The sequence below is a fragment of the Emticicia sp. 21SJ11W-3 genome, from assembly GCF_024138715.1.
In the GTDB taxonomy this organism is placed as follows: domain Bacteria; phylum Bacteroidota; class Bacteroidia; order Cytophagales; family Spirosomataceae; genus Emticicia; species Emticicia fluvialis.
Genome location: NZ_CP092074.1, coordinates 3,643,733 through 3,665,629 on the forward strand (window position 1 = coordinate 3,643,733; position 21,897 = coordinate 3,665,629).

Here is a 21,897-nt window from a genome sequence, read left to right on the forward strand (position 1 = left end):
TTACTTAGCAGGCGCATATTTCTCGGCGCTATCCCAGTGTTCGGCTATTTTGCCGTTTTCAATTCTGAACATATCAAACCAGGTTGTAGTATATTTTTTGGATTTGTCGGTTGGGTCAGGCAACTCTCTTACAAAACTGATTACCACCAAATCTCCTTCAGCCACGATTGACACCACCTGCGCCTTAATGGCATCTGCAATGGGTTCAGGCTTTTTGAATTTTGAGAAAAACTCTACCACCGCCTTTCTGCCCGTAGCGGCGTTCGGGTTGTGCTGCATGTAGTCTTCGGCAAAATATTTTTCAGCTACTTCCATGTGCCCACCTTCCAGAAACTCCCGCCACATATCATACACCAATTTCTTATTTGCCGCCAGCTTTTTATCCTTGCTTTTCAGTAACTCGCTTTGTGGAGCTAGGGGTTTTACGGGTAGTTGGGCTAGTAGTTGGTTTGAGATTAGTAATAGGGCTAGTATTGATATTTTTTTCATGGGGGTGATTTTTTGGGTTGGACATTTTGGGGGAAGATAGGGGTTGTTTGGTATGAATAGATTGGGATTAAAAGTTTGTTAATTGAATACCTATATTAGCTATGTGATTTTTTTATACCAAATTGACGATGTATTCTAAGAATGATTGCCACAATAAGTATATAAATTTAGTCTAGGATGTCTATATTACTCAATGGATATTGAGTGCGTTTTAATTTTTAGTAATAAGTCTCCTATGTTCTTCCTTTAAAATACTCGGCCTTTTCTTAAACACTTTATAAAATAATTCAATCTTTTCTTTTAACGTTAAATTAACGATATCTTGATTTAAACTCCACCATTTATAAAACTCGATTGGTTGTGTAGCGTAAGGAACAGCAGCCTGTACAGGTTTATCATAGCCACTAAACTCGATTCTTGTTTTTAAACCTAGTGCATGTCTAAAGTATTCTTGATGATATACTCGCAATTTCGAAATTAGTAAATTAAAAACCTCTTTATTGACTTTTAAAGGAGTGCCCTTACGTACTCTATCAAATAAAACCGGATCTTTTATAAGCCACTCTGAAACACGCAAGGTATTTAATTTAATTCCATTATCAATCGTTAATAAATCATTGAAAAAATAAGTTCTATTAATAGATGGAAAAAAAATGTGAGCATTCGATTCGCTATGTTGATTAATTTGAAGTTCCCCTCTTGTTAATTCGTTTTTTTTTTTAAATCTTCGATTATATCAATATTATTTGGTTCACCTCCTTTGTATTTTTCTAATATAAAATCAACATCTGCTCCTAAAAAGAAATCTTCAATTAGATCCCATCGTTCTGAATTGCTAAAGCTACGTAAAAAAAAATGATCGAATATTTGGTTACTTAAATTATGACGATCAAGAGTTTTGTTCAATAGGCTGTTTGAGTAACCAGAGTGATTTGAGTCTCTTTCAATTCTACTTGGGTCATTTATACGAATAAAAACCATTGGATTTTCACCACCTTTAATTTCAAATGTTCCTAGTTCAAGTATTTCCAAAAAATAACCTAAACGCACATAAGTAATTGCATTAGATTCCTTATTTGTTACATATCTTTCAACTACAACATTATCATTATTTCCAAATATACCGTTTAAACGATTTAGAAGCGTTATGAAATTCCCCAAATACTGATTATTAAACACCCTGTATTCTACTCCATCTATACTTTTTCGCTGTTGCAAAAATGCATTAGGCTCAATTACTCCAGGTTGCAGTAAACGACCCGAATATGAAGACAATATAAATTTACTCAATTTTTCTGCTTTTTTATCGTCTTGAAGATAATTATTAAGTTGATTCTGAAATTCACTTTGTTTAAAGAAGCCATTGCTATTTGCAAATATTCTTTGAACTGAATCAAGTATTGATTGGAGTTTACTAAATGTAGAATTGAAGCTATCTAGTCTTTCAAATGAAATTTTCAATTGGGGTATCAATTCTATTTTCTCATCTTTGAACAAATTCCCTTTATAGAACTCTTTCTTTAAAATAGGAAAACTTTTATCTACAAAATGATCGTACCAAAGTCTATCTAGATCTATTTCAATTATTGCATTACCATTTTCAGTATTCAATAGAATCCTAAATATACTATTGTATTTCAATTTTAAGATTTTTAAATGAGAATCTGATATTCTAGCAAAAACCTTAACAAACAACTTTTTAGGCCTTGCAATAATAACATTAAACCTATTTTTAGCTAAATAATCCTTTTCGATCATCATTAAGGCAGTTAATACTTTCTGATCTAGATCAATTGCATTTTCGAAAATGTGTCCGAAGTCATCAACAGATAATAATAAGTTTCTATTATTGTTATTCTTTAAATAGGATTTATAAATTTTCTTAAGAACTTCTCTTATTTGGTATGGTTTAATTGCTGACATACCGTGAAGTGCTTTAGTATACCTTTGATCTTGAGATGAATAGTTTAATGAGGCAAATCCATTTAGTTTAGGATTTCTTGCAACTCTACCAATTTCTTGAACATAGTCAGGAAGTAAACCAGAGGGAGCATGATGATAAACAACTTGTATATCTGATATATCTATTCCCATTCCAAAGGCTTTTGTAGAAATCATAATTTTTCTTTCACTGCTTTTGAATTGTTTATAAGCAAACTCTTTGCTCTGAGCGTCCAATGACCCATAATAACCTATTGCAATTTCTGGTTGATTGGAATTTAATTGATTGAGAATCTGCCGAATATGTCTTGAATATGGGGTATAAACTAATGTTTTTAAACCAAGTTCATTGAGCTTTCTAATAAATTCAACAGTTTGAGAAATTTTATGTGCATCATAATTAGATGAAAATTTTTCATAATTATTTACTATAAATTCAATATCATTTCGTTTTATCTGCCCAATAAAAATATGAGGGTTAAGCATAACTAAGCTGTCAATACTATCAAATACCATGTCATTTGTACCTCCATAGATCGCAGTTGCTGTAACTGCAACCATTGGGAAACTCAAGTTATGATATTTGCGCATTTTCCTAATATGATTTCCTAGAAACCAATAATCTACGCGAAAATCTCTTCCCCAAGTAGTAATAAGATGAGCTTCATCAATTACTAACAAGCCAAGTCTTCTATAACCTATGAAGTGCGTGATGTCATAAGATAATAATAATTCAGGGGACATATACAAAATATCTATTTCGCTGCTTTTGCAACTTTCAATTACTCTTTCCCTATCTATTAAACTTAATTCGCTATTTAAATATGCTACTTTATCAAAATTTCTGTCATTTAGAATTGTATTAACTTGGTCTTTCATTAATGCAATAAGTGGAGATACAACAATAGTGACATCACCTTTTTCGGAAACATAAAAAGCCGGCAATTGAAAAAGCATAGATTTTCCTGCTCCTGTTGGAGCAGTCAAGAATAAATCTCTGGTAGGCTTACTTAACACTGAATTTTCATATTCATTAATAATTGTATCAACAATCAATCCTTGAGAAATATCAAATACTTCACTATTTAAGTTTGGATTTTTGTAAACTGAAATATTTCTAAAAGAAACAGATTTGCCCCAATATTTATATAAAAGTTCTAGAGTTTTATCCTTTATTTGAAAGGCTGAATTAATTGAAGTCTCTTTAAGGATAAAAAGTATACCACCGAATTCGCATAAAAAAGCATTTAGTTTCTTTAGTTGGTTTAAAACAGAATCATTTAGGGGTTGTTTTGGATAAAACTTCACAACCGCTTGCTTTTTGAAATTATCTTCCTGAAAGCATTTATTTACAAAAAAATCTATAGAGTATGGATCAGAACTAACATCGATACACTCTATAGTTTGATCTTTTGAAAACTCAAGTTCTTTGGTATCTTCAAAAATATCATTAAATATAAATGGGTTTATAGGATATTTTATTGAGTAATAATAATTACCGTTAATTGCTACTTGTTCTGCCTGATATATTGGTAAGTTATCAGGTCGTAACTCAATACTTTCTTTTTCTTCCTTTTCAAAATAATTTTCTTTACTTACAGGAAAAAGTTGTCTAAGGTTATCTTTAATTATTACTACTCTTTCAATAAAAAAGGATGGATCAATATAAAAGATAAGATAGCTAAATTGAGCAAATGAAAGCAAATGATACTCTTTAGTTTGATTAAGTATAGTGAAGATTTTTGTAAACCAAATTTTATTGAAGGTCTTTTCATCTGCCTCTATCTCAAATGTTTCAATATCTGCAATAAAATTTTGTCGATCATTATAATCCAAAAGCGTTATTTGACCAAGAATCACAAAAATTTGATTATTATTTATTTTACTTAAATAGTCAACTTTATTGAAAATTTTCCTAGAATAAATTTCTCTTTGAGTCATAAATCAATAGGTTATTAGGTTTTAATCTTTGAAAATTTAATTAGTACAATAAACTAGATTTTTAGAGATTTTAAAATACTCTTGACAAAATTGGAATTAATCGAATGTCAAAAAAATATTTAGAAATATACAAACTAAGCAATACAACTCCAATAAACATTTTTTTAACGGTACCTACAAACCAAAAAAAAAGCCGCATCTCGCGGCTGTTCCAAAATCTTTATTACATTATAATCACCCCTCCATCGCCCTCAGGGCAGCTTTCATGTTCTGTATCTGGCGTTTTTTTTGTAGTATCACTGGGGCGGCTACGCGTTCTTTGCAGTCGAAAAGGCTGCAGCGTTCGCAGGTCTGGTTTACGTCGCGGGTTATGATGTTCGGGTCGTCCAGAAACTTCATTTTGGCGCGCAGGTTGTCGTTTATCTCAAAACCCACCGACACGCTGATGTTGGTATGCTTAATGATGTTCAGCGGGCGCGCCATGGCCATCACCAGATATTTACTGCCAGAGTCAACATAGTTAGATATCTGCACCCCTACCAGTGGCTCTTTCACCTCGCCTTTTTGTTGAAGGTCTGACACGTCGTCGAGAATATTCAATGACACCCACCGGCGGCAGTAATGCTCTTCCTGCGACTCGTGCGGGGTATGCCTGCGCGCCAGGTGCATTTCTTTGGTAAGATGATACTCCTTTTTGCCCGTAGGGGCCTCAAACCGCAGAAAGAAAATCTCGTCAATGCCAAAGTATCGGGGCAGCACATTGCTGATGCGGTGGTAGAGTGTCTCTGGTGTAGCCTGAAACTGCTCGGCCATTTCTACCAGTGCGGCGTTGCTCCAGGTTGGCTGGTTAAACAGCTGCTCCAGTTTTTCTATCAGTTTCTCACGGCGTATCAGTATGGCTCCGGCAAAATAAGAGGCCTTGAAGTTGTTGAGAATCTCTTCAAACGACTTCACCTCTACCCAAGACGAGGTATAGGGGCGGTCTTTGAGCTTCATATAAATAAAGCCCAGCTCGCGGCCCAGGGTAAAGGCGCGTTGGTCAGACGTGATACGTTTATTGATGAGCAGGGTATTGGTTTTGGGCAAAAATACCGAGCGGATGTTAATGATATGGGGGTAGTCGTCTTCGTCGAAGTACTTAATAGCAATGCCGTATTTATCAGTTAGCAGGTTAGAGAGGTAAAACTCATCAATCTGGGTGTCGGCGCTGATGCGGTTTTCGGCCAGAAAACGGTCAATTACCTCTTCCAGTTCGGGGAAGTAGTTGTCGTGCATTTCCTGATACGAGCGCATAACGGCAAAATAAAACTGCTCTACCGTCATGTTATAATTGCGGCCTATTTCAATAATAGTGCTGATAAAGGCGCTCAGCTTGGTTGGCGCCCCTGAGAGGAGTTCAAGCAGGTCGGCCGGCGAAATACCAAAAATTTCAAAGGGCAGCTCGGTCAGAAAATTAGAGTGGAGCAGCTCTGAAATAGGCTCAAGTTTTTTGTTGAGTTTGAGCGACACCAGGCTGTCGTAATCAACGCCCATGGCATCGGCCAAAGCCACTATTTTATCAGACTTCGGATATTTCTTTCCTTTTTCTATTTCATTGATATAGGACATCGACAGGCCTGACTTCTGGGCGAGGTCAGTGAGCGACATACCTTTGTCAATTCGCAGTTGTTTTAGCTTTAGTCCGAAAACCAGTCGGATATTATCAGTATTAAGGCTCATTTATTAATGTAAGCACCTGGCCACTAGGCATAAGTACTTATAGTTTGTCTTAAGTGATTGTTTCTGATGCTAAAGATAAGAAAAAAGTAATCACGCGCCTAAAGAATTGGATAAATTAAAGACGATTTTATTAATTTACTAAGAAGAAATGAGTGATTAAGTGAATGAGTGAGTTAGTGAGTAATGAATAAACGATTAAAAATATTTGTGCAACTTTGGGTACTTGGTGTACATTGTGGCAATTTGGTTTTAAGTCTTGGTAATTGCCACCATGTACTCTAGGATTACACTATGTTACACAATTTATTCACTCAATCACTCATTCACCGCACAGGCGGCCGCTAATTCACTAAATCACTCAATCACTCATTCACTAATTCACCATTAAAAAAGCCCCTGCCATTAATTAAATGACAGAGGCCGATTTTAATAAGACGCATTACACCAGATGATTCTGATTATCTCTCATTTTAAAGCCCTTCAATACTTGCTCTTTATTAAAAGACCCTTCTTTTTCTAGTACTTCAATGTACTCGGCCAGCAGGTCAAGCAGGTTTGTAACGTCTTCCACTGTCTGGTAAAGGCTCAGTGAAATACGGAAACCTGAGTGTTTTACAGGCACCGCCGGAACAGTTGACGGGCTAAGAAGGAATTCTTTGCTCATTAAAAACTGCGAGAACCGTATCAGTAATTCTACACTACCCAGGCCTAAAAAGAACTGTGGTGTGTGCGAATAATTAACAATTGGCAGGTTCAGGGCCTGGGCCTTTTGTTTAAATACGGTAATGAGTTCGTTAAGGCGCATTTGTCGTTCGTATATCTCGTCAGACAAATGAATATCTGCAATGCACGATGCCGCCGTTATACCGGCATGCAAAGTAGGTGCCGAGAAACGCAATGCACCGCCACAATTATAAACGGTTTGTTTGGTTAGCTGATTCGGGAATATCAGTGCCGAGCTGAAGGCGCCAAAGCCTTTGTTGAGCGACGTAATGACATACATTTTCTCATGCCGTGGTATGTTATGCAGGGCATAGCCTTTGCCGTTCTGACCAATCCAGCTCATGCCGTGGGCATCATCAATGTACACCTTAAATTTATCATACGCGTTCAGAAGTGTTTCCACGTCTTTCAATGGTGCCAGGTCGCCGTGCATAGAGTACACGCTGTCGGCCAGGTACCAGACATTATCAAACTTTTCGCTCAGCATTTTAATTCTTCTTTCAAGCATATCCATCTGGCTGTGCTTGATCATTTCTACATGGTAGCCGTCGGCTTTTAAAGTGTTGGCAGCCAACTGAACACTCTCATGTACGAACTGGTCGAGAATTACGGCATCATTTTTGCCTATGATTACAGGCAGGTAGGCGAAGTGCCCTAAAGTAGTGCAAGACGAAAGAAATGTAGGTAAGCCAAAAATCTTTTCCAGCTTTTCTTCCAGCTCCAGGTAGTGGTCAAAAGACATATACATTCTGGAAATAGAAGTTTGCATGCCGTACTTTCTGATGCCCTCAATGGCCGCTTCCTTTACCCGCTCATCGTTTTCAAAGGCAAGATAATTGTTAGACATGAAACTGGTGTAAGATTTTCCGTTCAGCGAAATAGAACGGCCGGGCTGATCGCCCTGCTGAGCTCTTACCTGGATAAGACCAAGGTCGCGTGCTGAACTGAATACATCATTAACATACGACATTTGTTTTGGCAATTCTTTCATAATTGATTTTGTTTTAGAATGGCTAATAGTTAAAAAAGAGGGTTAAACATAAATGATATAAATTATCAAAGAACGAAGCATTTTTGTGTAAATACTGACTTTACCGACAAATGGTAAGAATTTAAAGATAAACGGTAAGAAATCGGATATTATCAGTAATTTGCCATGCCCGAAATCTTCTGAAATATCAGCATTCAAGGGTTTTTTGGCAGCCTTACCCCCCTGAAAGCACCCGAATGCTCAAAAAATAAAAAATTAAAATTATTGAGATACCCGACCCGAATCAGGGAAATTTCAAGAACTTTTTAATAGCTTTGTTCTCAATTTAGTTAAGTCCAAACCGAACTTCGATTAATTAACTCATGCAGAGAGTTATTACTGTATTACTGGCGATACTGGTAATATTCAATATTTACGTCTTTCTGAATGATAGCCGTACCGCACTGCTGATAGGGGCAACAATGTTAATGCCACTGCTGGGAGTGTACTATGGATTTGCCAGAAAATGGGCGTTTGCCAGTATAGACAAACTCATGTACTTTGCCTGTTTTATAGGCGCCTTCAGCGACCTCTCCATTTACCTCAACTACCACGGCAATGGCGAACTAATCCAGATTTCACTCGCCTGCATTGTGCACTTGGTTTATATAATAATTTTTCAGAAAGAAGGCACCCGTGTTTACAACCTTCAATGGAAAAACAGTTTAAAGCTGGCTTTCCCTGCCAGTTTTGTTTTCTTTTTTTTCGGTTTCGTTCTACTGAAAGTAATACCAGACACCGTTTTTCTTGTAACTGTTTTATATGCTTTTGAATTGTTTGTTTTATTGGTATTGGGTTATTTCAGGCCTGTAAACAAAAAAAGTTACTGGGTTGGGGTAACTGGTGTTACCATTATTCTGGTGAAAGATATTCTCTACAGCGAGTTTTATTTTATTAATCAAGACAAGACCATTCATGCCCTGATGGATGTAACCAATGCGCTGGCCTATTATTCAATCACGCTGGCGGTGGCCCTTAACCAGAACGATAAAACCACAACACCCAATTATCCGGGTTTTATTTCAAAATTTATAAAATTCATTTCCCGGTCTCACATGGCACGTATGGTGTCGCTCAAATTCATTAATCTGCGGTATCAAATCAGCCTCCTTTATCGTAGTAACCGGCATTAAAGCCTGCTGTTTTCTCTGTTGCTGCCGAAACTTTTAAGTTTAGCTTTTGGTTTTAAGCATAAATAAACAAAGTAAACGCGCATGAACTGGCAGACCATCAATAACGAATTGCAGATTGAGGAAATCAGACAAAAATCTTTTCAGCATCCAGTATTAGTATTCAAACATAGCACTACGTGTTCAATAAGTGCGGCATCGCTTGGCAGAATGGAACGCGCCTGGGACACTACCAAAGCCCGGGGCATAGAACCTTATTATCTTGACCTGCTGCAGTTCAGGGGAATCTCTAACAAAATAGCGCAGGATTTTGCCGTTGAGCATCAGTCGCCACAGGTATTATTGATTAAAAACGGAGCGTGCGTTTATGATGCTTCTCATTTCGACATCCGGTTTGATGAGCTTGTAAACCAGGTATCTTAAATACATACAACCCGGGGGACACACAGCGTATCCCCCGGGAATATCATTTAAACGGTTTCGGCAACGTGCCAGTTAAAGTTAAATACCTGCGCAATATCAGGGTGCAGGCTCAGAGCCACAGGGCAGGTATGCGCCACACGGATATACTTCTGCTTTACTTCTTCGCTTAGTTCTTCAGGTGTTTGCATGTTAAAATTCACCTCTATTTTTACTATTCTGCGAGGCAAATCTGCCGACATAATTTTCGTCACTTCAATAGTTGAACCCGTGAAATCAATTTCATCGCGGCGGGCCGTTATGCCCATGATGGTCATGGCACAACTGCCTAATGAGGTTGCGGTGAGATCGGTAGGCGAAAAAGCTTCTCCTTTTCCATGATTATCAACCGGGGCGTCTGTTACTATTTGTGTGCCCGATTGCAGGTGTACGGCTTCCGTACGAAGCTCGCCAAGGTAAGTAATTTTTGAAGTCGGCATTTTTTAAAAAGAAATTTTTAGAATTTGTGGCATTTTCTTGAATAATGCTAACCAAATTTACGTTTAAAATAAGTATTTTGCAAAAAAACAGTTTCGGTAAACAATTTAAAATAATTTAATGTTGCTATCAGTAGAAAAAAATCTACATTTAGATATTGTCATTGGTAGTAACAGAATCATAAATTTTTCGCCCGTGAAAATAGGTGTACTAAGTTTGGCGCTTTTGCTTGTTTTTTCAGGCGGTTTTGCGCAAAGAAGGTCTTCTACCCCACCGCCTGTTGTAAATAAACCTGATTCTAAAAAAACAGAGCGTAAAAAAGAAGACTATAAAATGCTGGCTTATGGTTTAACTACCAACACCAACTCCGGCCTGCTGGGGGGCTTTGTTGTGCGGCACTCTAAATCTATAGGTACTTATAAATGGAACCCGGTTCATCAGTACATTGCCTTTGAGGCGGTCAATATCAAAAACAACAAAGAGCGGTCTGAACCCACCATCATTGCCAACCGTATTATTTATGGCAAAACCAACTATTTATTCTCGCTTCGCCCGCAATATGGCCGGGAAATAGTTTACTTCAGAAAAAACGGTGAAGACGGCATTGGCATAAGCGTTATTGCAGCGGTTGGCCCATCGTTGGGCTTACAAAAACCCTATTATATTAAATATGACCGAGACGGCAAAGGCGCTGTAGATGTGGTTCAGTTTGACCCCAACATTCATACAGACTTTAACCGTATTCAGGGGTCAGCGGGTATCTGGCAGGGCTTGTTTACCAGTATGAAAGTTATACCGGGTGCCCATGCCAAGCTGGCTGCCAATATAGATATCAATACTTTTGGCAACAACATGACAGGCTTTGAAGTTGGTCTTACGGCAGAGTATTTCAGTAAAACTCCCGAAATTATGTCGAACCAATTGACCACCAATTCGCGTTTCTATACTGCAGGCTACCTGACCATTTATTTTGGCAGCAAAAAACAGAGTAAAACCAAGTAATCTGCATTAAAATGTTTTACAGAAGTATGAAAACTTATACTTTTGTACCTTGTAGGGCCGTTGCCTCAAACTATTAGCAGAAAAGATTATGACAGATACACCCGTTGTACTAACCGAACAACGAACACGCCGCCCCGATTGGTTGAGGGTAAAGCTACCTATAGGCGACAATTTTAAAAAAGTACGTAGTTTAGTTGATGAGCATAAGCTGCACACCATCTGCCAGTCGGGCAATTGCCCCAATATGGGCGAATGCTGGGGAGAAGGTACAGCCACTTTTATGATTCTGGGCAATGTTTGTACGCGTAGCTGTACGTTTTGTGCCGTAGCCACCGGCAGGCCTAACGAATACGATACCGACGAACCCCGCCGCGTTGCCGAAGCCATTAAGCTGATGCAGGTAAAACATGCTGTGCTTACATCGGTCAACCGTGATGAGTTAAAGGATAAAGGTGCCGAAATCTGGTATCAGACCGTAAGAGCAGTGAAAGAAACCTCACCGCAAACCACCATTGAAACGCTGATACCTGATACCAAAAGTAACTGGGAGGCATTGTATAGGATGATATCAGCCGGGCAGGAGGTTGTTTCGCATAACATGGAAACCGTTGAACGCCTGTATCGTAATGTACGCCCGCAGGCCAAATATGCACGTAGCCTTGAACAGACACGCAGAACCAAAGAGTATGGCAAACGCACCAAGTCTGGCATTATGCTGGGGCTGGGCGAAACCAGAGACGAAGTCTTTCAAGCAATGGACGACCTGGCAGAAAACGGGCTGGATATTCTGACTCTGGGCCAATACCTGCAACCTACCAAGATGCACCATGAAGTAATTGAGTTTATACACCCGGATACCTTTGCCATGTATAAAGAAGAAGGCCTGAAACGGGGTATAAAATACGTTGAATCGGGGCCGCTGGTGCGTTCAAGTTACCATGCCGAGCGCCACGTACATGTGTAGTATTGATAAATTAGATATTTCAGAAAAGCCCCAATTCATATAAAATCGGGGCTTTTTTGTAGGTTTACATATATATTTCATCAAAACAATCTCTCTTCCTTTTCAAGGAGGAGTACCCTAAACTAGGCGATGATAATCGCTTATTTTAGAGGGAGGTGGTTAATGACGCCTGTAAAGTTCTCATTAACTTTACTATCCTTTTTAGCAGGCATTCATCCCATGAAACACTACGACTACATTATCTGTGGTGGCGGCATGGCCGGGCTTTCGCTGGCTTACTATCTAAAAAACAGTAAGCTGGCCGATAAATCTGTGCTGATAATTGAGCCACAGGAGAAAAACACGAACGACCGCACCTGGGCATTCTGGGAACGAGGCATAAACACGTTTGAATCTGTTTTGATAAAAAAATGGGAGAATGTACAGCTGATTGATGCCTACGGCAACAATCAGATGTTAGATATGGGCGGCTATCAGTATAAGTTGCTGCGCGGAAAAGATTTTTATGATTTTGTAAAAGCCGAACTTCAAAGGCATCAACCAATTGAATGGCTGAAAGATAGCGTAAACAGCATAAAAGATAATGCAAATAGTGTGGTGGTAGAAACCACCGACGGACAGGCCTATGAAGCTGCTCTGGTATTTGACAGCACCTATCAACTTAACCTTACCCAGCCACTTAACCACAATCTGCTGCAGCATTTTAAAGGATACGTAGTTAAAACAGCCCAAGCTGCCTTCAACCCGGATGTGCCAGTACTGATGAATTTCAATATTGATCAGAAGCAAGATTGCCGGTTTATGTATTTGCTGCCATTAGATGCCCATACTGCTTTGGTTGAATACACCATTTTCAGTGAAACACTTCTGCCATCTGACGATTATGATGCAGCCTTAAGAGATTATCTGAATAACGATTTGCAATTGCAGGATTATCAGATTCTGGAAGAAGAGTTTGGTGTGATACCCATGAGCGACGTACCCACTACCGAACGCCCAAGCCCACGTGTGGTAAGAATTGGCACCGCAGGCGGATACACCAACCCTGCCACCGGATACACCTTTGCCAATACGCAAAGAAAACTAAAGAAGCTGGTTGAAAACCTTGAGCAGACGGGTTCACCGAAAATAGAAGCAAGTATTTTCGACAACCGCTTCCGGTTCTATGCCTCGGTACTTCTGAATGTGCTGGAACAAAAACGGCATAGCGCTGCCGACATTTTTGCCATGCTTTACCGCAAAAACCCTCCGGCCCGCGTTTTTAGCTTTTTAGATGGCCACACCACTTTGGCAGAAGAGTTACAGATAATGAACTCAGTACCCCGGGGCAAGTTTCTGGCCGCGGTGGGTGCCGTAATTATTCGTAAAACCAAAGCCTGGCTTAACGGTCAACTTCACCCATAACAATATCAATAGAGCCGATAGCGGCTATCAGGTCGGCAATCATGCCCCCGCGCGAAATCTCGGGCAGTACAGAAAGGTTGTTAAACGAACAGGCGCGCGCCTTTACCCGCAAAGGAACATCAGACCGGCCATCAGTTCTGAAATAGAAACCCAGCTCGCCTTTGGTACTTTCGGCGCGGGCGTAAAAATCCATTTTCTGTGGGCGAATCTTCTTTGGCACCACAGCCTGAGGGTCAAACTCCGGCGTGCGGTTATATTCTTTGGTGAGTTTCTCCAGACATTGCTCAATGATTCTGATAGACTCGTGGCACTCCAACACCCGAACATAGTTTCTGTCCCAGCAGTCGCCTACTTTACCAACCAGCCCTTTGCCAATGGGTACATCAAAATCAATTTCCGGATACACAGAGTAGCCATCCACCTTGCGTAAATCCCATCTCAGACCAGAGCCCCGCAGCACCGGCCCTGTGCAGCCGTAATTAATAGCCACAGGCAGCGGCAAAACTGCTACATTAGCAGTACGGTTAATAAAAATGTGGTTGTCAATTACCAGTTGCTGCAACTCAACCAGTTTGGGTTTCAGGTATTTTATCAAAGACAGGCAACGGTCTTCAAAACCAACGGGCAGGTCATAAAACAAGCCTCCTACCCATATATAATTATATAACATACGTGCGCCGCAGGTCCATTCAAGCATACGCAAGATGTGTTCACGGTCACGGAACAACCATAAGAAAGGAGTATAAGCGCCTATATCGAGCGCATAAGTACCAATAGCAATAAAGTGCGAGGCTATGCGGTTCAGTTCAGCCACCAGCACCCTGATGTACTCTACCCGTTTGGGAATGTCTTTATCTATGCCCAGCATTTTTTCAACACCCATTACATAGGCGTGTTCGCTGTTCATTGCGCCCAGGTAATCAAGGCGGTCTACAAATGGAATAGTCTGATTAAACGGTAAGCTCTGCGCGTGTTTTTCAAAACAACGGTGCAGATACCCCAGGTGAGGTATTACGTCAACCACAATCTCGCCATCAGTAACCACCTCCAGCCTTAGCACTCCGTGCGTTGACGGGTGCTGAGGCCCCAGATTCAGAATCATCTCTTCCGACTTCAGGTTTTCAGGCTTATACTTATTGGGCTCTGACTCCGTCAGGTTATCGGGGCGGTATTTATATTGTATATTGTTCAAAATGCAATTATGAAAATGTAAATTGTCAAACGTTGTAGGTTCAAAATTCTGAACTGCTACGGCAAATTCGGTAATTCCGGGTTCAACCATGAGCCACATGCCATGCGGCTCTACCTGATTCAGCGGTTTTTAATGCCGCCTCACTTCTTCAAAATTACGAAAATATTGCTTACAGACCGTTCTCCGGCATGGTCAAATATTTTATTGTCAGACGGGTAATTAACCACACCGTTTTCAGGTTGCCCCTCAATATACATGGTAGTAGAACCTCCCCCGTCAAAATTAACAGCATCCTTGCATTTTAATGCTTTGGTAAGAGCCGTTAATTCGTGGAGCGTCATACCATGCGACTCCTTGCTGCGGCCATCAACGGTTATTAAAAGTAACTTTTTATCGGTGGTTATACAGGCGCAGGTTCTGGGATGGCGATTGTCGTTAAAAGATGTTTTCTCCAGTTTTACGGCTTCGCCATCAGCTAATAATAAAGGCCCGGTTAGCAGCACATTTTCAGCAGGCAGGCTTTTCTCCCAACCCGGTGTAAGCCCACCTTTCAAAATTTTCACACGGTTACGATGAATAACAACCGCCGCAATCACATTTCTGGGCAAGCGTGCCACATTGGCCACCCGGGTAGTGTCTATTACACGGCCATCAATTTTCAGGTAATCAACTGCGCCACCGTTTTTCATATCAAAGAATCCGGCGTTTACTGCTGCCAATGCTCCGCTTTTTGCTGCCAGCTGGCTGGTAGGTAAAAGCAATCGTCTGGCGGTGGTATCCGTCTTTTTTTCATCTGCGGCCACAAAACCAAACCTGACCTTCTTATTTTTCTGTTTACTTTCCAGCACGTTTATCATCTGGCTGGTACCCATCAGGTTTTTATCATTAAAATGGTAGTTTTTCCAGACAACGCCATGGCCTAAATTCAGGGTTTTCCAGGGGGTTGCATTTAGGTTAAGAGAGTCTTTCTGTGCGTAGCAAATCTGTGTAAACAGTAAAAGGCCAAGGATTTTTTTATACATTTGAAGGTATTATTTTGCCAAAAGTACTGATGCAGGACATTCTTCCCAAAGAATTTTTCGAAAAATATGACACCCTCTCGCTGGCTCGTCATCTGCTTGGCTGCACATTGGTGCACAACAGCCCTGAAGGCCTCACAGCGGGCATCATTGTAGAGACAGAGGCGTATCTGCAAAACGACCCCGCCTGCCACGCCTACCGGAAGAAAACCCCCAGAAATGCGGCCATGTTTGAAAAACCGGGTATATCCTACGTCTATTTTATTTATGGTGTTTACCATTGTTTTAACATTGTAAGTGGCCAAAAAGACACCGGCGAAGCGGTGTTAATCAGAGCGCTTGAGCCTGTGGATGGAATAGAACTGATGCAGCAAAGAAGAGGAACCACCCAACTGAAAAACCTTTGCAGCGGCCCGGGCAAGCTGGTAACGGCTATGGGTATTAACCGCGACTTTAATTTTTTACCCGTTTACAGCCACCATTTTTATTGTCTGCCGCCCAAAGATGAAAACCCTGAAATTGTAACCACCACACGCATTGGTATTACCCGGGGAGCCGATTTGCTCTACCGATTCTACCTGAAAGGCAACCAGTTTGTGAGCAAAATAGTAAAGGAGAAGCCCGCTGCCCCATAGTGCATTGCTCAAATTATGTCAGTTTTTCGGTGTCCATTTAAAATTTCTTCGATAAATTGCCGTCCTGATTAATTTTCGGCGTTTATTGCCCGGAAAGACATAATGAATATGAATTTTAAAGAGCATATATCAAACGAACCCATTTTTGAAACCATTGCACAGGCGGCCACCGAGTTAGGGCTGGATGCATACGTGATTGGCGGATACGTGCGCGATTTGATATTGAACCGCCCCAATAAAGATATAGATGTGGTTTGCCTGGGTAGCGGAATAGGTCTGGCAGAAAGAGTGGCCTCTAAATTAGGAGATAATATCCACGTTAATTATTTCAAGCATTTCGGCACGGCACAAATCAGATTAAACGACCTTGAAATTGAGTTTGTTGGCGCCAGAAAAGAATCTTACAGTGCCGACTCACGCAAGCCTGCCGTAGAAGACGGAACGCTGGAAGACGACCAGAACCGCCGCGACTTTACCATCAACTCACTGGGCATATCATTAAACAGGAAGGACTTCGGGCAACTGATAGACCCTTTTGGTGGTGTAGAAGACATCAGAAAGAAAAATATCCGTACGCCCCTTAACCCCGAAGTAACTTTCTCTGACGACCCCCTGCGCATGATGCGTGCCATCCGCTTTGCTTCTCAACTGGGTTTTGACATTGAAGGCAGCACCTTTGATGCCATTGCGGCCATGAAAGACCGCATCAGTATTGTTTCGCAGGAGCGTATCACCGACGAACTCAACAAGATTGTACTGTCTAAAACGCCGTCTTACGGCTTTAAGCTGCTATTTTATGCAGGCCTTTTGCAGATAATATTCCCCGAATTCTGCGAGTTGCAAGGGGTAGAAACACAAGACGGCAAAGGGCATAAAGATAACTTTTACCACACGTTGCAGGTGTTGGATAACGTGGCCGTAAAATCGAATGATTTGTGGTTGCGCTGGGCTGCTATTCTGCACGATATTGCCAAACCGGCTACCAAACGCTTTCACCCCAAGGTGGGCTGGACCTTCCACGGGCATGAAGAGCTGGGTTCAAAAATGACCCCGGGTATTTTCCGTAAGCTGAAACTGCCGCTGGATGCCAAAATGAAAATGGTAAAAAAGCTGGTACGGCTACACCTGCGCCCTATTGCGCTGGCCAAAGATGGCGTTACAGACTCTGCCTTAAGGCGACTTTTATTTGAAGCAGGCGACGACATAGAAGCCTTGATGATTTTGTGCCGGGCAGATATTACTTCTAAAGACCCCAACCGCGTACGCCGGTATCTGGGCAATTTCGACAAGGTGGAGGAATCGTTAATCGAACTGGAAGCCAAAGACAAACTTCGTAATTTTCAGCCGGTTATTACCGGTGAAATAATTATGGAAGTGTTTGATCTGAAGCCCTCACGCGAAGTGGGTCTTATAAAAGTGGCTATCAGAGAGGCCATTCTGGAAGGAACCGTCATAAATGAATTTGACACGGCTTATGATTTTATGCTGGCCGAAGGAGAACGGTTAAACCTGCGCCCTGTAAAAAATAAAGAGGAAATGAGAGCAGCTTTGCAAACAGAATACACCCCGTAAGCTTGTTAGCGCTTTAGTATTTCTATACCCACATGGCATTGCAGGCATCTCTTTTGGGTACAGAAATGATTATAAAGTTCAATACCCGCCTGGGCATCAAAAGCAGTGGTAATGCTTTGGCCCAGTTGTTTCCACATATCAATAATGTGATTACTTTCAGCCGGAAACGACTCCAGAAAAGCCACGGCCCTATCCATATATGCCTGATTATCGGTTTTCTGCGCATAACACGCCAGCAGGGGTATAACCGTATTGATGAGCAGTATATCTACCGAGCCCTTGCCTAAGCCATTGTTACGGCGTGCGGCTTTTTTACTGAAATGATAGTGATCTTGCCAGTAGGCCGACTGCTCTACCTGTAAAGCCTTTCTCAGTTCATCTACTGACCCGGTTTGAGTAAACAAAGAGAAAAAACTTTGCTGGCTGGTAATGAGCTTTGCAAGTTGAGCGATTCTGATGGTGGGGAAATTGGCAGGTCTGGTTCGCAGCAATTTCCATTCATGCGCCTGCAACTGTTGTTCTTTTAAAGAAAACTTGGCGGCAAAGAAATCAAACTCGCGGGTAAGTTTTTCAGAGTATTCGTCTACCTCTACCAAAAACCCGGCCTGCCCAAAAAGCATGGCTTCAATCTGTAGCAAGTTATCGCGGTGTTTCCGGAGCACCTTCAGGGGCAGGTTTTGTGCCAGCCTCAGAAAAGCCTCTGAGTTTAGCTTGAAACCAAAGTTTTTAGCCAGTAGCTGGTAGGTAGTTTCTTCCCAGTCGCCGTGGTTCTGGTCAAGCAATTCCTCAATACCTTTGGCTTTTTGCATCAGCCGTCTGGTAAGGGCTTTGTCGAAAGTGGTAATTTTAGCCAGGTCAGAAACCCCTGCAAACTGCCCCGCGCAGGGTATTACACTTTTGTTACTCAGTAGCAACTGGTACCTGTCTAACAATGCGCTATCGGTAATAGTTTTCAGTTCCAGCGTGGGTATTTCGCTGCCGTCGGCTCTTAAAATGGGCTTGTCGCTTTCCCAAACCACATGCAGAATTACGTTATTATAGGCCTTGTCTGACTGATGCTGATGTATGTTCCAGTCAGATGCCCGCAGATGCATTTCTACATTGCCAGCCCATTCAATTTCACCAATCAGCACCCGTGCCTGCAGAAAATCCGGCCCGGCATCTGTATTCAGCATGCCGGTTTTTAGCACCTTCAGAGGTTCATCTTTGGTTGTCAGCAGCAAAGAAGTCTTAAATTGTTGAAATTGCCACAGGTAGTGAATAAACGATTCTGTCATGGTTTTTTTGAAAAACAAGACCCAATATATCAGATTAATTCATTTAGATACTGCTCCATTTCCTGTTGTACTTTTCTGGCCTCAAGTGCCGCAACATCGGCAAAATCAGTTCCGTCTGAGGCATAAATAATGGCCCTGGCCGAATTGACCAATAGCCCGCACTGGCTATTCATACCATAGCGCGACACTTCTTCCAGGCTACCGCCCTGCGCACCTACACCCGGCACCAGCAGAAAATGTTCTGGCACAATTTTACGTATTTCGGCCAGTTTATCAGCCTGGGTTGCCCCTACTACATACATCATGGCGTCACTATTGCCCCACTCCTGCGACTTCTCCAATACACGTTCAAACAAAGCCTTGCGCGTGCCGCCTGCTTCTACTGTCAGGTGCTGAAAATCATTGCTACCTACATTAGACGTTAATGCCAGCAGAATAACCCACTTACCCGGAAACGCCAGAAATGGCTGCACGGAGTCGCGCCCCATGTAAGGCGCTACGGTTACCGAGTCAAAATCAAAACCAGACGAACTTTTATCAAAAAAAGTGCGGGCATACAACTCAGATGTATTACCAATATCGCCCCGTTTGGCGTCTGCAATGGTAAAACATTCCTTCGGTATATACTCCATCGTTTTTTGCAGACTCTCCCATCCTTTCACGCCCATAGCCTCGTAAAAAGCAATATTGGGTTTATATGCTACGGCGTAGCGGGCAGTTGCGTCTATTATCTGGCGGTTAAATTCAAAAACAGGGTCATTGGTTTTTAACAAATGCGCCGGAATCTTCTTCAAGTCGGTATCAAGCCCCACACATAAATAGGATTTCTTCTGAAGAATCTGGTCGAAAAGCTCTTTTTTTGTCATATTGAAAAAATTTTCTCAAATTTCTGTAATTCTGCTGATTTAATACAAAACAGAATAGAATTTATTCAGGAAATATTATTTTTGCATAAATTATTCAGTTTACGGCTTTGTAACTACCTGCAACAACCGCGCGAACCTAATTAAAACACGAACATAATTTATAATGGAGTTCAAACATACTTTTATTGAAGGTTTAATAGAAATTTATCCCCGTATTTTTGGCGACGAAAGGGGCTACTTTTTAGAGTCGTATCATAAAAAAAACTTTGCCGATAACGGCATTCCATTTGATTTCGTGCAAGACAATCAGTCATCTTCAACGGCCGGTGTTTTAAGAGGATTGCATTTTCAGAAAGAACCCTACGCGCAAGGCAAGCTGGTAAGAGTAATTACAGGCAAAGCGCTTGATGTGGCAGTTGATTTACGCCCCGGCTCCCCTACCTTTGGCAAGCATCAGAAATTTCTTCTCGATTCTGCCTTGCAAAACATGGTGTATATTCCAGCCGGATTTGCGCATGGTTTTCTGGCGCTTGAACCCTGCCTTTTTACCTATAAATGTACAAATTTCTATAATAAAGCCTCTGAAGGAGGGATTATCTGGAACGACCCTGACCTGGGCATTGACTGGGGCATTGAAAACCCGAATATATCTCAGAAAGACCTTGAGTTGCCTCGTTTGAAAGACATTTTCTAAACCGAAGGCTGAAAAACACTAAAAAGCAAATCCCCGAAGAATGCCTTGCTATCTTTCGGGGATTTGCTTTTTATCTTTCGCTTGTATTCAATCCTTTGGCTTAAACTGTGTCAGTGTTACATCATTGCCATCAAATACGGCGTAGCTGTTATACCATATCCAGTCACCCAGATTTATGTATCTGGCAGTTGGGGTCAGTTGTATGTCTGCCATGGTATGCCTGTGCCCATAAATATAAAAATCATGATGCTCTTTTGCTTCTACTGCTTTTGAGTACCCCACCAGATGTTCTCTGTCGTCGCCCAGGTATTGCTCCGGCTTTCTTTTTTTGCGCCAGCTGAACTTGGTCCAGATATACCCCAGATACATGCCCAGATTAGCCGGCATTATGTAATTAAATAAAAAGCGTGGCAGTTTTCCTTCAAAAATAACCTGTAGCACCTTATAGCCGTAGTCGCCTTTGCCCAGGCCGTCGCCATGCGCAATCAGAAACTTCTTATCGTTAAAAACAAAAGTGCGGGGTCTTCTGATGGTCTGAATGTTTAGTTCGGTTTCAAAATAATCGGTCATCCACATATCGCGGTTGCCCAGAAAAACAATAATTTCAATACCGGCATCAGAAAGTTCGGCCAGCTTGCCCAGAAAACGCACATACCCTTTGGGTACCACGCGTTTGTACTCAAACCAGAAATCGAACAAATCGCCTACCAGAAAAATAACTCCGGCGTCATGCCTGATACGCTCCAGCCAGGCAAGCAGAAGTTTTTCCCGGGTAAGGCTATCCTGATGAGAGGGAGCTCCGAGATGAAAATCAGAAGCAAAGTATATCTTCTTTCCGGGTTGTAAGATTCTATTCAAGCCTGTATGGTCGGGGTTCAGAATGAAATACAAAAACTATATTTTTGCAAAAATACATATTTTATCAGGCTTTAATAAAATTTGGTTTTGTTAAAAATCTTCTTTCCTTATCTTTACACCAAAATAGCAGAGACCAAACTAAGAAATTCCTATGCCATCTACAAAACGAGTGCTAATAGCCGAAGACAGTTCAGTTATTTTGAACCTGGCCAAAAAAATTCTTGAGTTTCAGAATTTTGAAATAACCTCAGTAAAAAACGGTGAACAAGTGATGCAATTGCTTGATAAAGAAGACTTTGACATACTTCTTCTTGATATCAACATGCCAATAATGGACGGAATGGAGTGTATCAAGGCTATTCGTGAATTGAGTGACAAGAAAAAGGCGGATATTCCGGCCGTAGCTATTACCGGAAACGCTAAAAACTATACCGAAGAGGATTTCAAAAATGCCGGTTTCAACGACGCGCTCATGAAGCCGTTGAATTTTGACAAACTGGTAACGGTTGTAAAAGGTCTGACTGAATAATTCTAACGAGTTTAT

General features: G+C 41.2%; 20 protein-coding genes. 9 read left to right on the plus strand and 11 right to left on the minus strand.

The window, feature by feature from the left end; translation table 11 throughout:
- From MB380_RS15405 to MB380_RS15425, 5 genes are all read right to left on the minus strand, one after another.
- Positions 1 to 489: an ester cyclase gene (locus MB380_RS15405; protein ID WP_253526592.1), complete on the minus strand. Its 489-nt coding sequence runs from the start codon at positions 487 to 489 to the stop codon at positions 1 to 3.
- A 211-nt stretch (positions 490 to 700) separates the two neighbouring features.
- Complete coding sequence (locus MB380_RS15410; protein WP_253526605.1) at positions 701 to 1,066, minus strand: hypothetical protein; 366 nt, start codon at positions 1,064 to 1,066, stop codon at positions 701 to 703.
- A 125-nt stretch (positions 1,067 to 1,191) separates the two neighbouring features.
- On the minus strand, positions 1,192 to 4,371 hold the full coding sequence (locus tag MB380_RS15415; RefSeq protein WP_253526607.1) for a DEAD/DEAH box helicase: 3,180 nt from the start codon (positions 4,369 to 4,371) through the stop codon (positions 1,192 to 1,194).
- A gap of 234 nt (positions 4,372 to 4,605) precedes the next feature.
- Complete coding sequence (locus MB380_RS15420) at positions 4,606 to 6,090, minus strand: helix-turn-helix domain-containing protein (protein ID WP_101725667.1); 1,485 nt, start codon at positions 6,088 to 6,090, stop codon at positions 4,606 to 4,608.
- Positions 6,091 to 6,529: 439 nt separating this feature from the next.
- Positions 6,530 to 7,804: an aminotransferase class I/II-fold pyridoxal phosphate-dependent enzyme gene (locus MB380_RS15425; RefSeq protein ID WP_253526609.1), complete on the minus strand. Its 1,275-nt coding sequence runs from the start codon at positions 7,802 to 7,804 to the stop codon at positions 6,530 to 6,532.
- Positions 7,805 to 8,166: 362 nt separating this feature from the next.
- Between MB380_RS15425 and MB380_RS15430 the strand changes: the two genes are divergently transcribed.
- Both MB380_RS15430 and ytxJ read left to right on the plus strand, forming a co-directional pair.
- Complete coding sequence (locus MB380_RS15430; protein ID WP_253526611.1) at positions 8,167 to 8,976, plus strand: hypothetical protein; 810 nt, start codon at positions 8,167 to 8,169, stop codon at positions 8,974 to 8,976.
- An 81-nt stretch (positions 8,977 to 9,057) separates the two neighbouring features.
- The gene (gene ytxJ, locus MB380_RS15435; RefSeq protein ID WP_101725670.1) at positions 9,058 to 9,396 is read left to right on the plus strand and encodes a bacillithiol system redox-active protein YtxJ; all 339 of its coding nucleotides are present in this window, start codon (positions 9,058 to 9,060) and stop codon (positions 9,394 to 9,396) included.
- A 47-nt stretch (positions 9,397 to 9,443) separates the two neighbouring features.
- On the opposite strand, the gene MB380_RS15440 is transcribed toward ytxJ, so the two are convergent.
- Positions 9,444 to 9,872, minus strand: coding sequence for an OsmC family protein (locus MB380_RS15440; RefSeq protein ID WP_253526613.1), 429 nt, complete (start codon positions 9,870 to 9,872; stop codon positions 9,444 to 9,446).
- A 193-nt stretch (positions 9,873 to 10,065) separates the two neighbouring features.
- Here MB380_RS15440 and MB380_RS15445 point away from each other — a divergent pair, with 193 nt between their 5' ends.
- From MB380_RS15445 to MB380_RS15455, 3 genes are all read left to right on the plus strand, one after another.
- Complete coding sequence (locus MB380_RS15445) at positions 10,066 to 10,872, plus strand: hypothetical protein (RefSeq protein ID WP_143706027.1); 807 nt, start codon at positions 10,066 to 10,068, stop codon at positions 10,870 to 10,872.
- An 88-nt stretch (positions 10,873 to 10,960) separates the two neighbouring features.
- Positions 10,961 to 11,836 carry a lipoyl synthase gene (gene lipA / locus MB380_RS15450; RefSeq protein ID WP_253526615.1) on the plus strand — a complete coding sequence of 292 codons (876 nt, stop codon included), beginning with the start codon at positions 10,961 to 10,963 and terminating at the stop codon, positions 11,834 to 11,836.
- A gap of 219 nt (positions 11,837 to 12,055) precedes the next feature.
- The gene (locus tag MB380_RS15455; protein ID WP_253526617.1) at positions 12,056 to 13,240 is read left to right on the plus strand and encodes a lycopene cyclase family protein; all 1,185 of its coding nucleotides are present in this window, start codon (positions 12,056 to 12,058) and stop codon (positions 13,238 to 13,240) included.
- On the opposite strand, the gene MB380_RS15460 is transcribed toward MB380_RS15455, so the two are convergent.
- Both MB380_RS15460 and MB380_RS15465 read right to left on the minus strand, forming a co-directional pair.
- Positions 13,218 to 14,435: an NADH-quinone oxidoreductase subunit D gene (locus MB380_RS15460; RefSeq protein WP_253535591.1), complete on the minus strand. Its 1,218-nt coding sequence runs from the start codon at positions 14,433 to 14,435 to the stop codon at positions 13,218 to 13,220. The two genes, MB380_RS15455 and MB380_RS15460, sit on opposite strands and share 23 nt — an antisense overlap.
- A gap of 137 nt (positions 14,436 to 14,572) precedes the next feature.
- Positions 14,573 to 15,454 carry a phosphodiester glycosidase family protein gene (locus MB380_RS15465; protein WP_253526619.1) on the minus strand — a complete coding sequence of 294 codons (882 nt, stop codon included), beginning with the start codon at positions 15,452 to 15,454 and terminating at the stop codon, positions 14,573 to 14,575.
- Between the two features lie 29 nt (positions 15,455 to 15,483).
- On the opposite strand from MB380_RS15465, the gene MB380_RS15470 reads away from it, so the two are divergent.
- Together MB380_RS15470 and MB380_RS15475 are read left to right on the plus strand one after the other, a co-directional pair.
- Positions 15,484 to 16,086 (plus strand): DNA-3-methyladenine glycosylase, encoded by a 603-nt coding sequence (locus MB380_RS15470; RefSeq protein ID WP_253526621.1) that lies wholly within the window; start codon positions 15,484 to 15,486, stop codon positions 16,084 to 16,086.
- Positions 16,087 to 16,194: 108 nt separating this feature from the next.
- Positions 16,195 to 17,658 (plus strand): CCA tRNA nucleotidyltransferase, encoded by a 1,464-nt coding sequence (locus MB380_RS15475; RefSeq protein WP_253526623.1) that lies wholly within the window; start codon positions 16,195 to 16,197, stop codon positions 17,656 to 17,658.
- 5 nt (positions 17,659 to 17,663) lie between these two features.
- Here the strand turns inward: MB380_RS15475 and MB380_RS15480 are convergent, their stop codons facing one another.
- Positions 17,664 to 18,935, minus strand: a complete 1,272-nt coding sequence (locus tag MB380_RS15480; protein ID WP_253526632.1) for a DUF2851 family protein — start codon at positions 18,933 to 18,935, stop codon at positions 17,664 to 17,666.
- Positions 18,936 to 18,964: 29 nt separating this feature from the next.
- A complete protein-coding gene (pyrF, locus tag MB380_RS15485) occupies positions 18,965 to 19,801 on the minus strand; it encodes an orotidine-5'-phosphate decarboxylase (protein WP_253526634.1) in 837 nt (278 codons plus the stop codon).
- A 163-nt stretch (positions 19,802 to 19,964) separates the two neighbouring features.
- Between pyrF and rfbC the strand changes: the two genes are divergently transcribed.
- Complete coding sequence (gene rfbC / locus MB380_RS15490) at positions 19,965 to 20,495, plus strand: dTDP-4-dehydrorhamnose 3,5-epimerase (RefSeq protein WP_253526636.1); 531 nt, start codon at positions 19,965 to 19,967, stop codon at positions 20,493 to 20,495.
- A gap of 87 nt (positions 20,496 to 20,582) precedes the next feature.
- Here the strand turns inward: rfbC and MB380_RS15495 are convergent, their stop codons facing one another.
- Positions 20,583 to 21,386 carry a UDP-2,3-diacylglucosamine diphosphatase gene (locus MB380_RS15495; RefSeq protein ID WP_253526638.1) on the minus strand — a complete coding sequence of 268 codons (804 nt, stop codon included), beginning with the start codon at positions 21,384 to 21,386 and terminating at the stop codon, positions 20,583 to 20,585.
- A 118-nt stretch (positions 21,387 to 21,504) separates the two neighbouring features.
- Between MB380_RS15495 and MB380_RS15500 the strand changes: the two genes are divergently transcribed.
- Positions 21,505 to 21,882, plus strand: a complete 378-nt coding sequence (locus tag MB380_RS15500; RefSeq protein ID WP_101725680.1) for a response regulator — start codon at positions 21,505 to 21,507, stop codon at positions 21,880 to 21,882.
- Positions 21,883 to 21,897 lie beyond the last annotated feature (15 nt).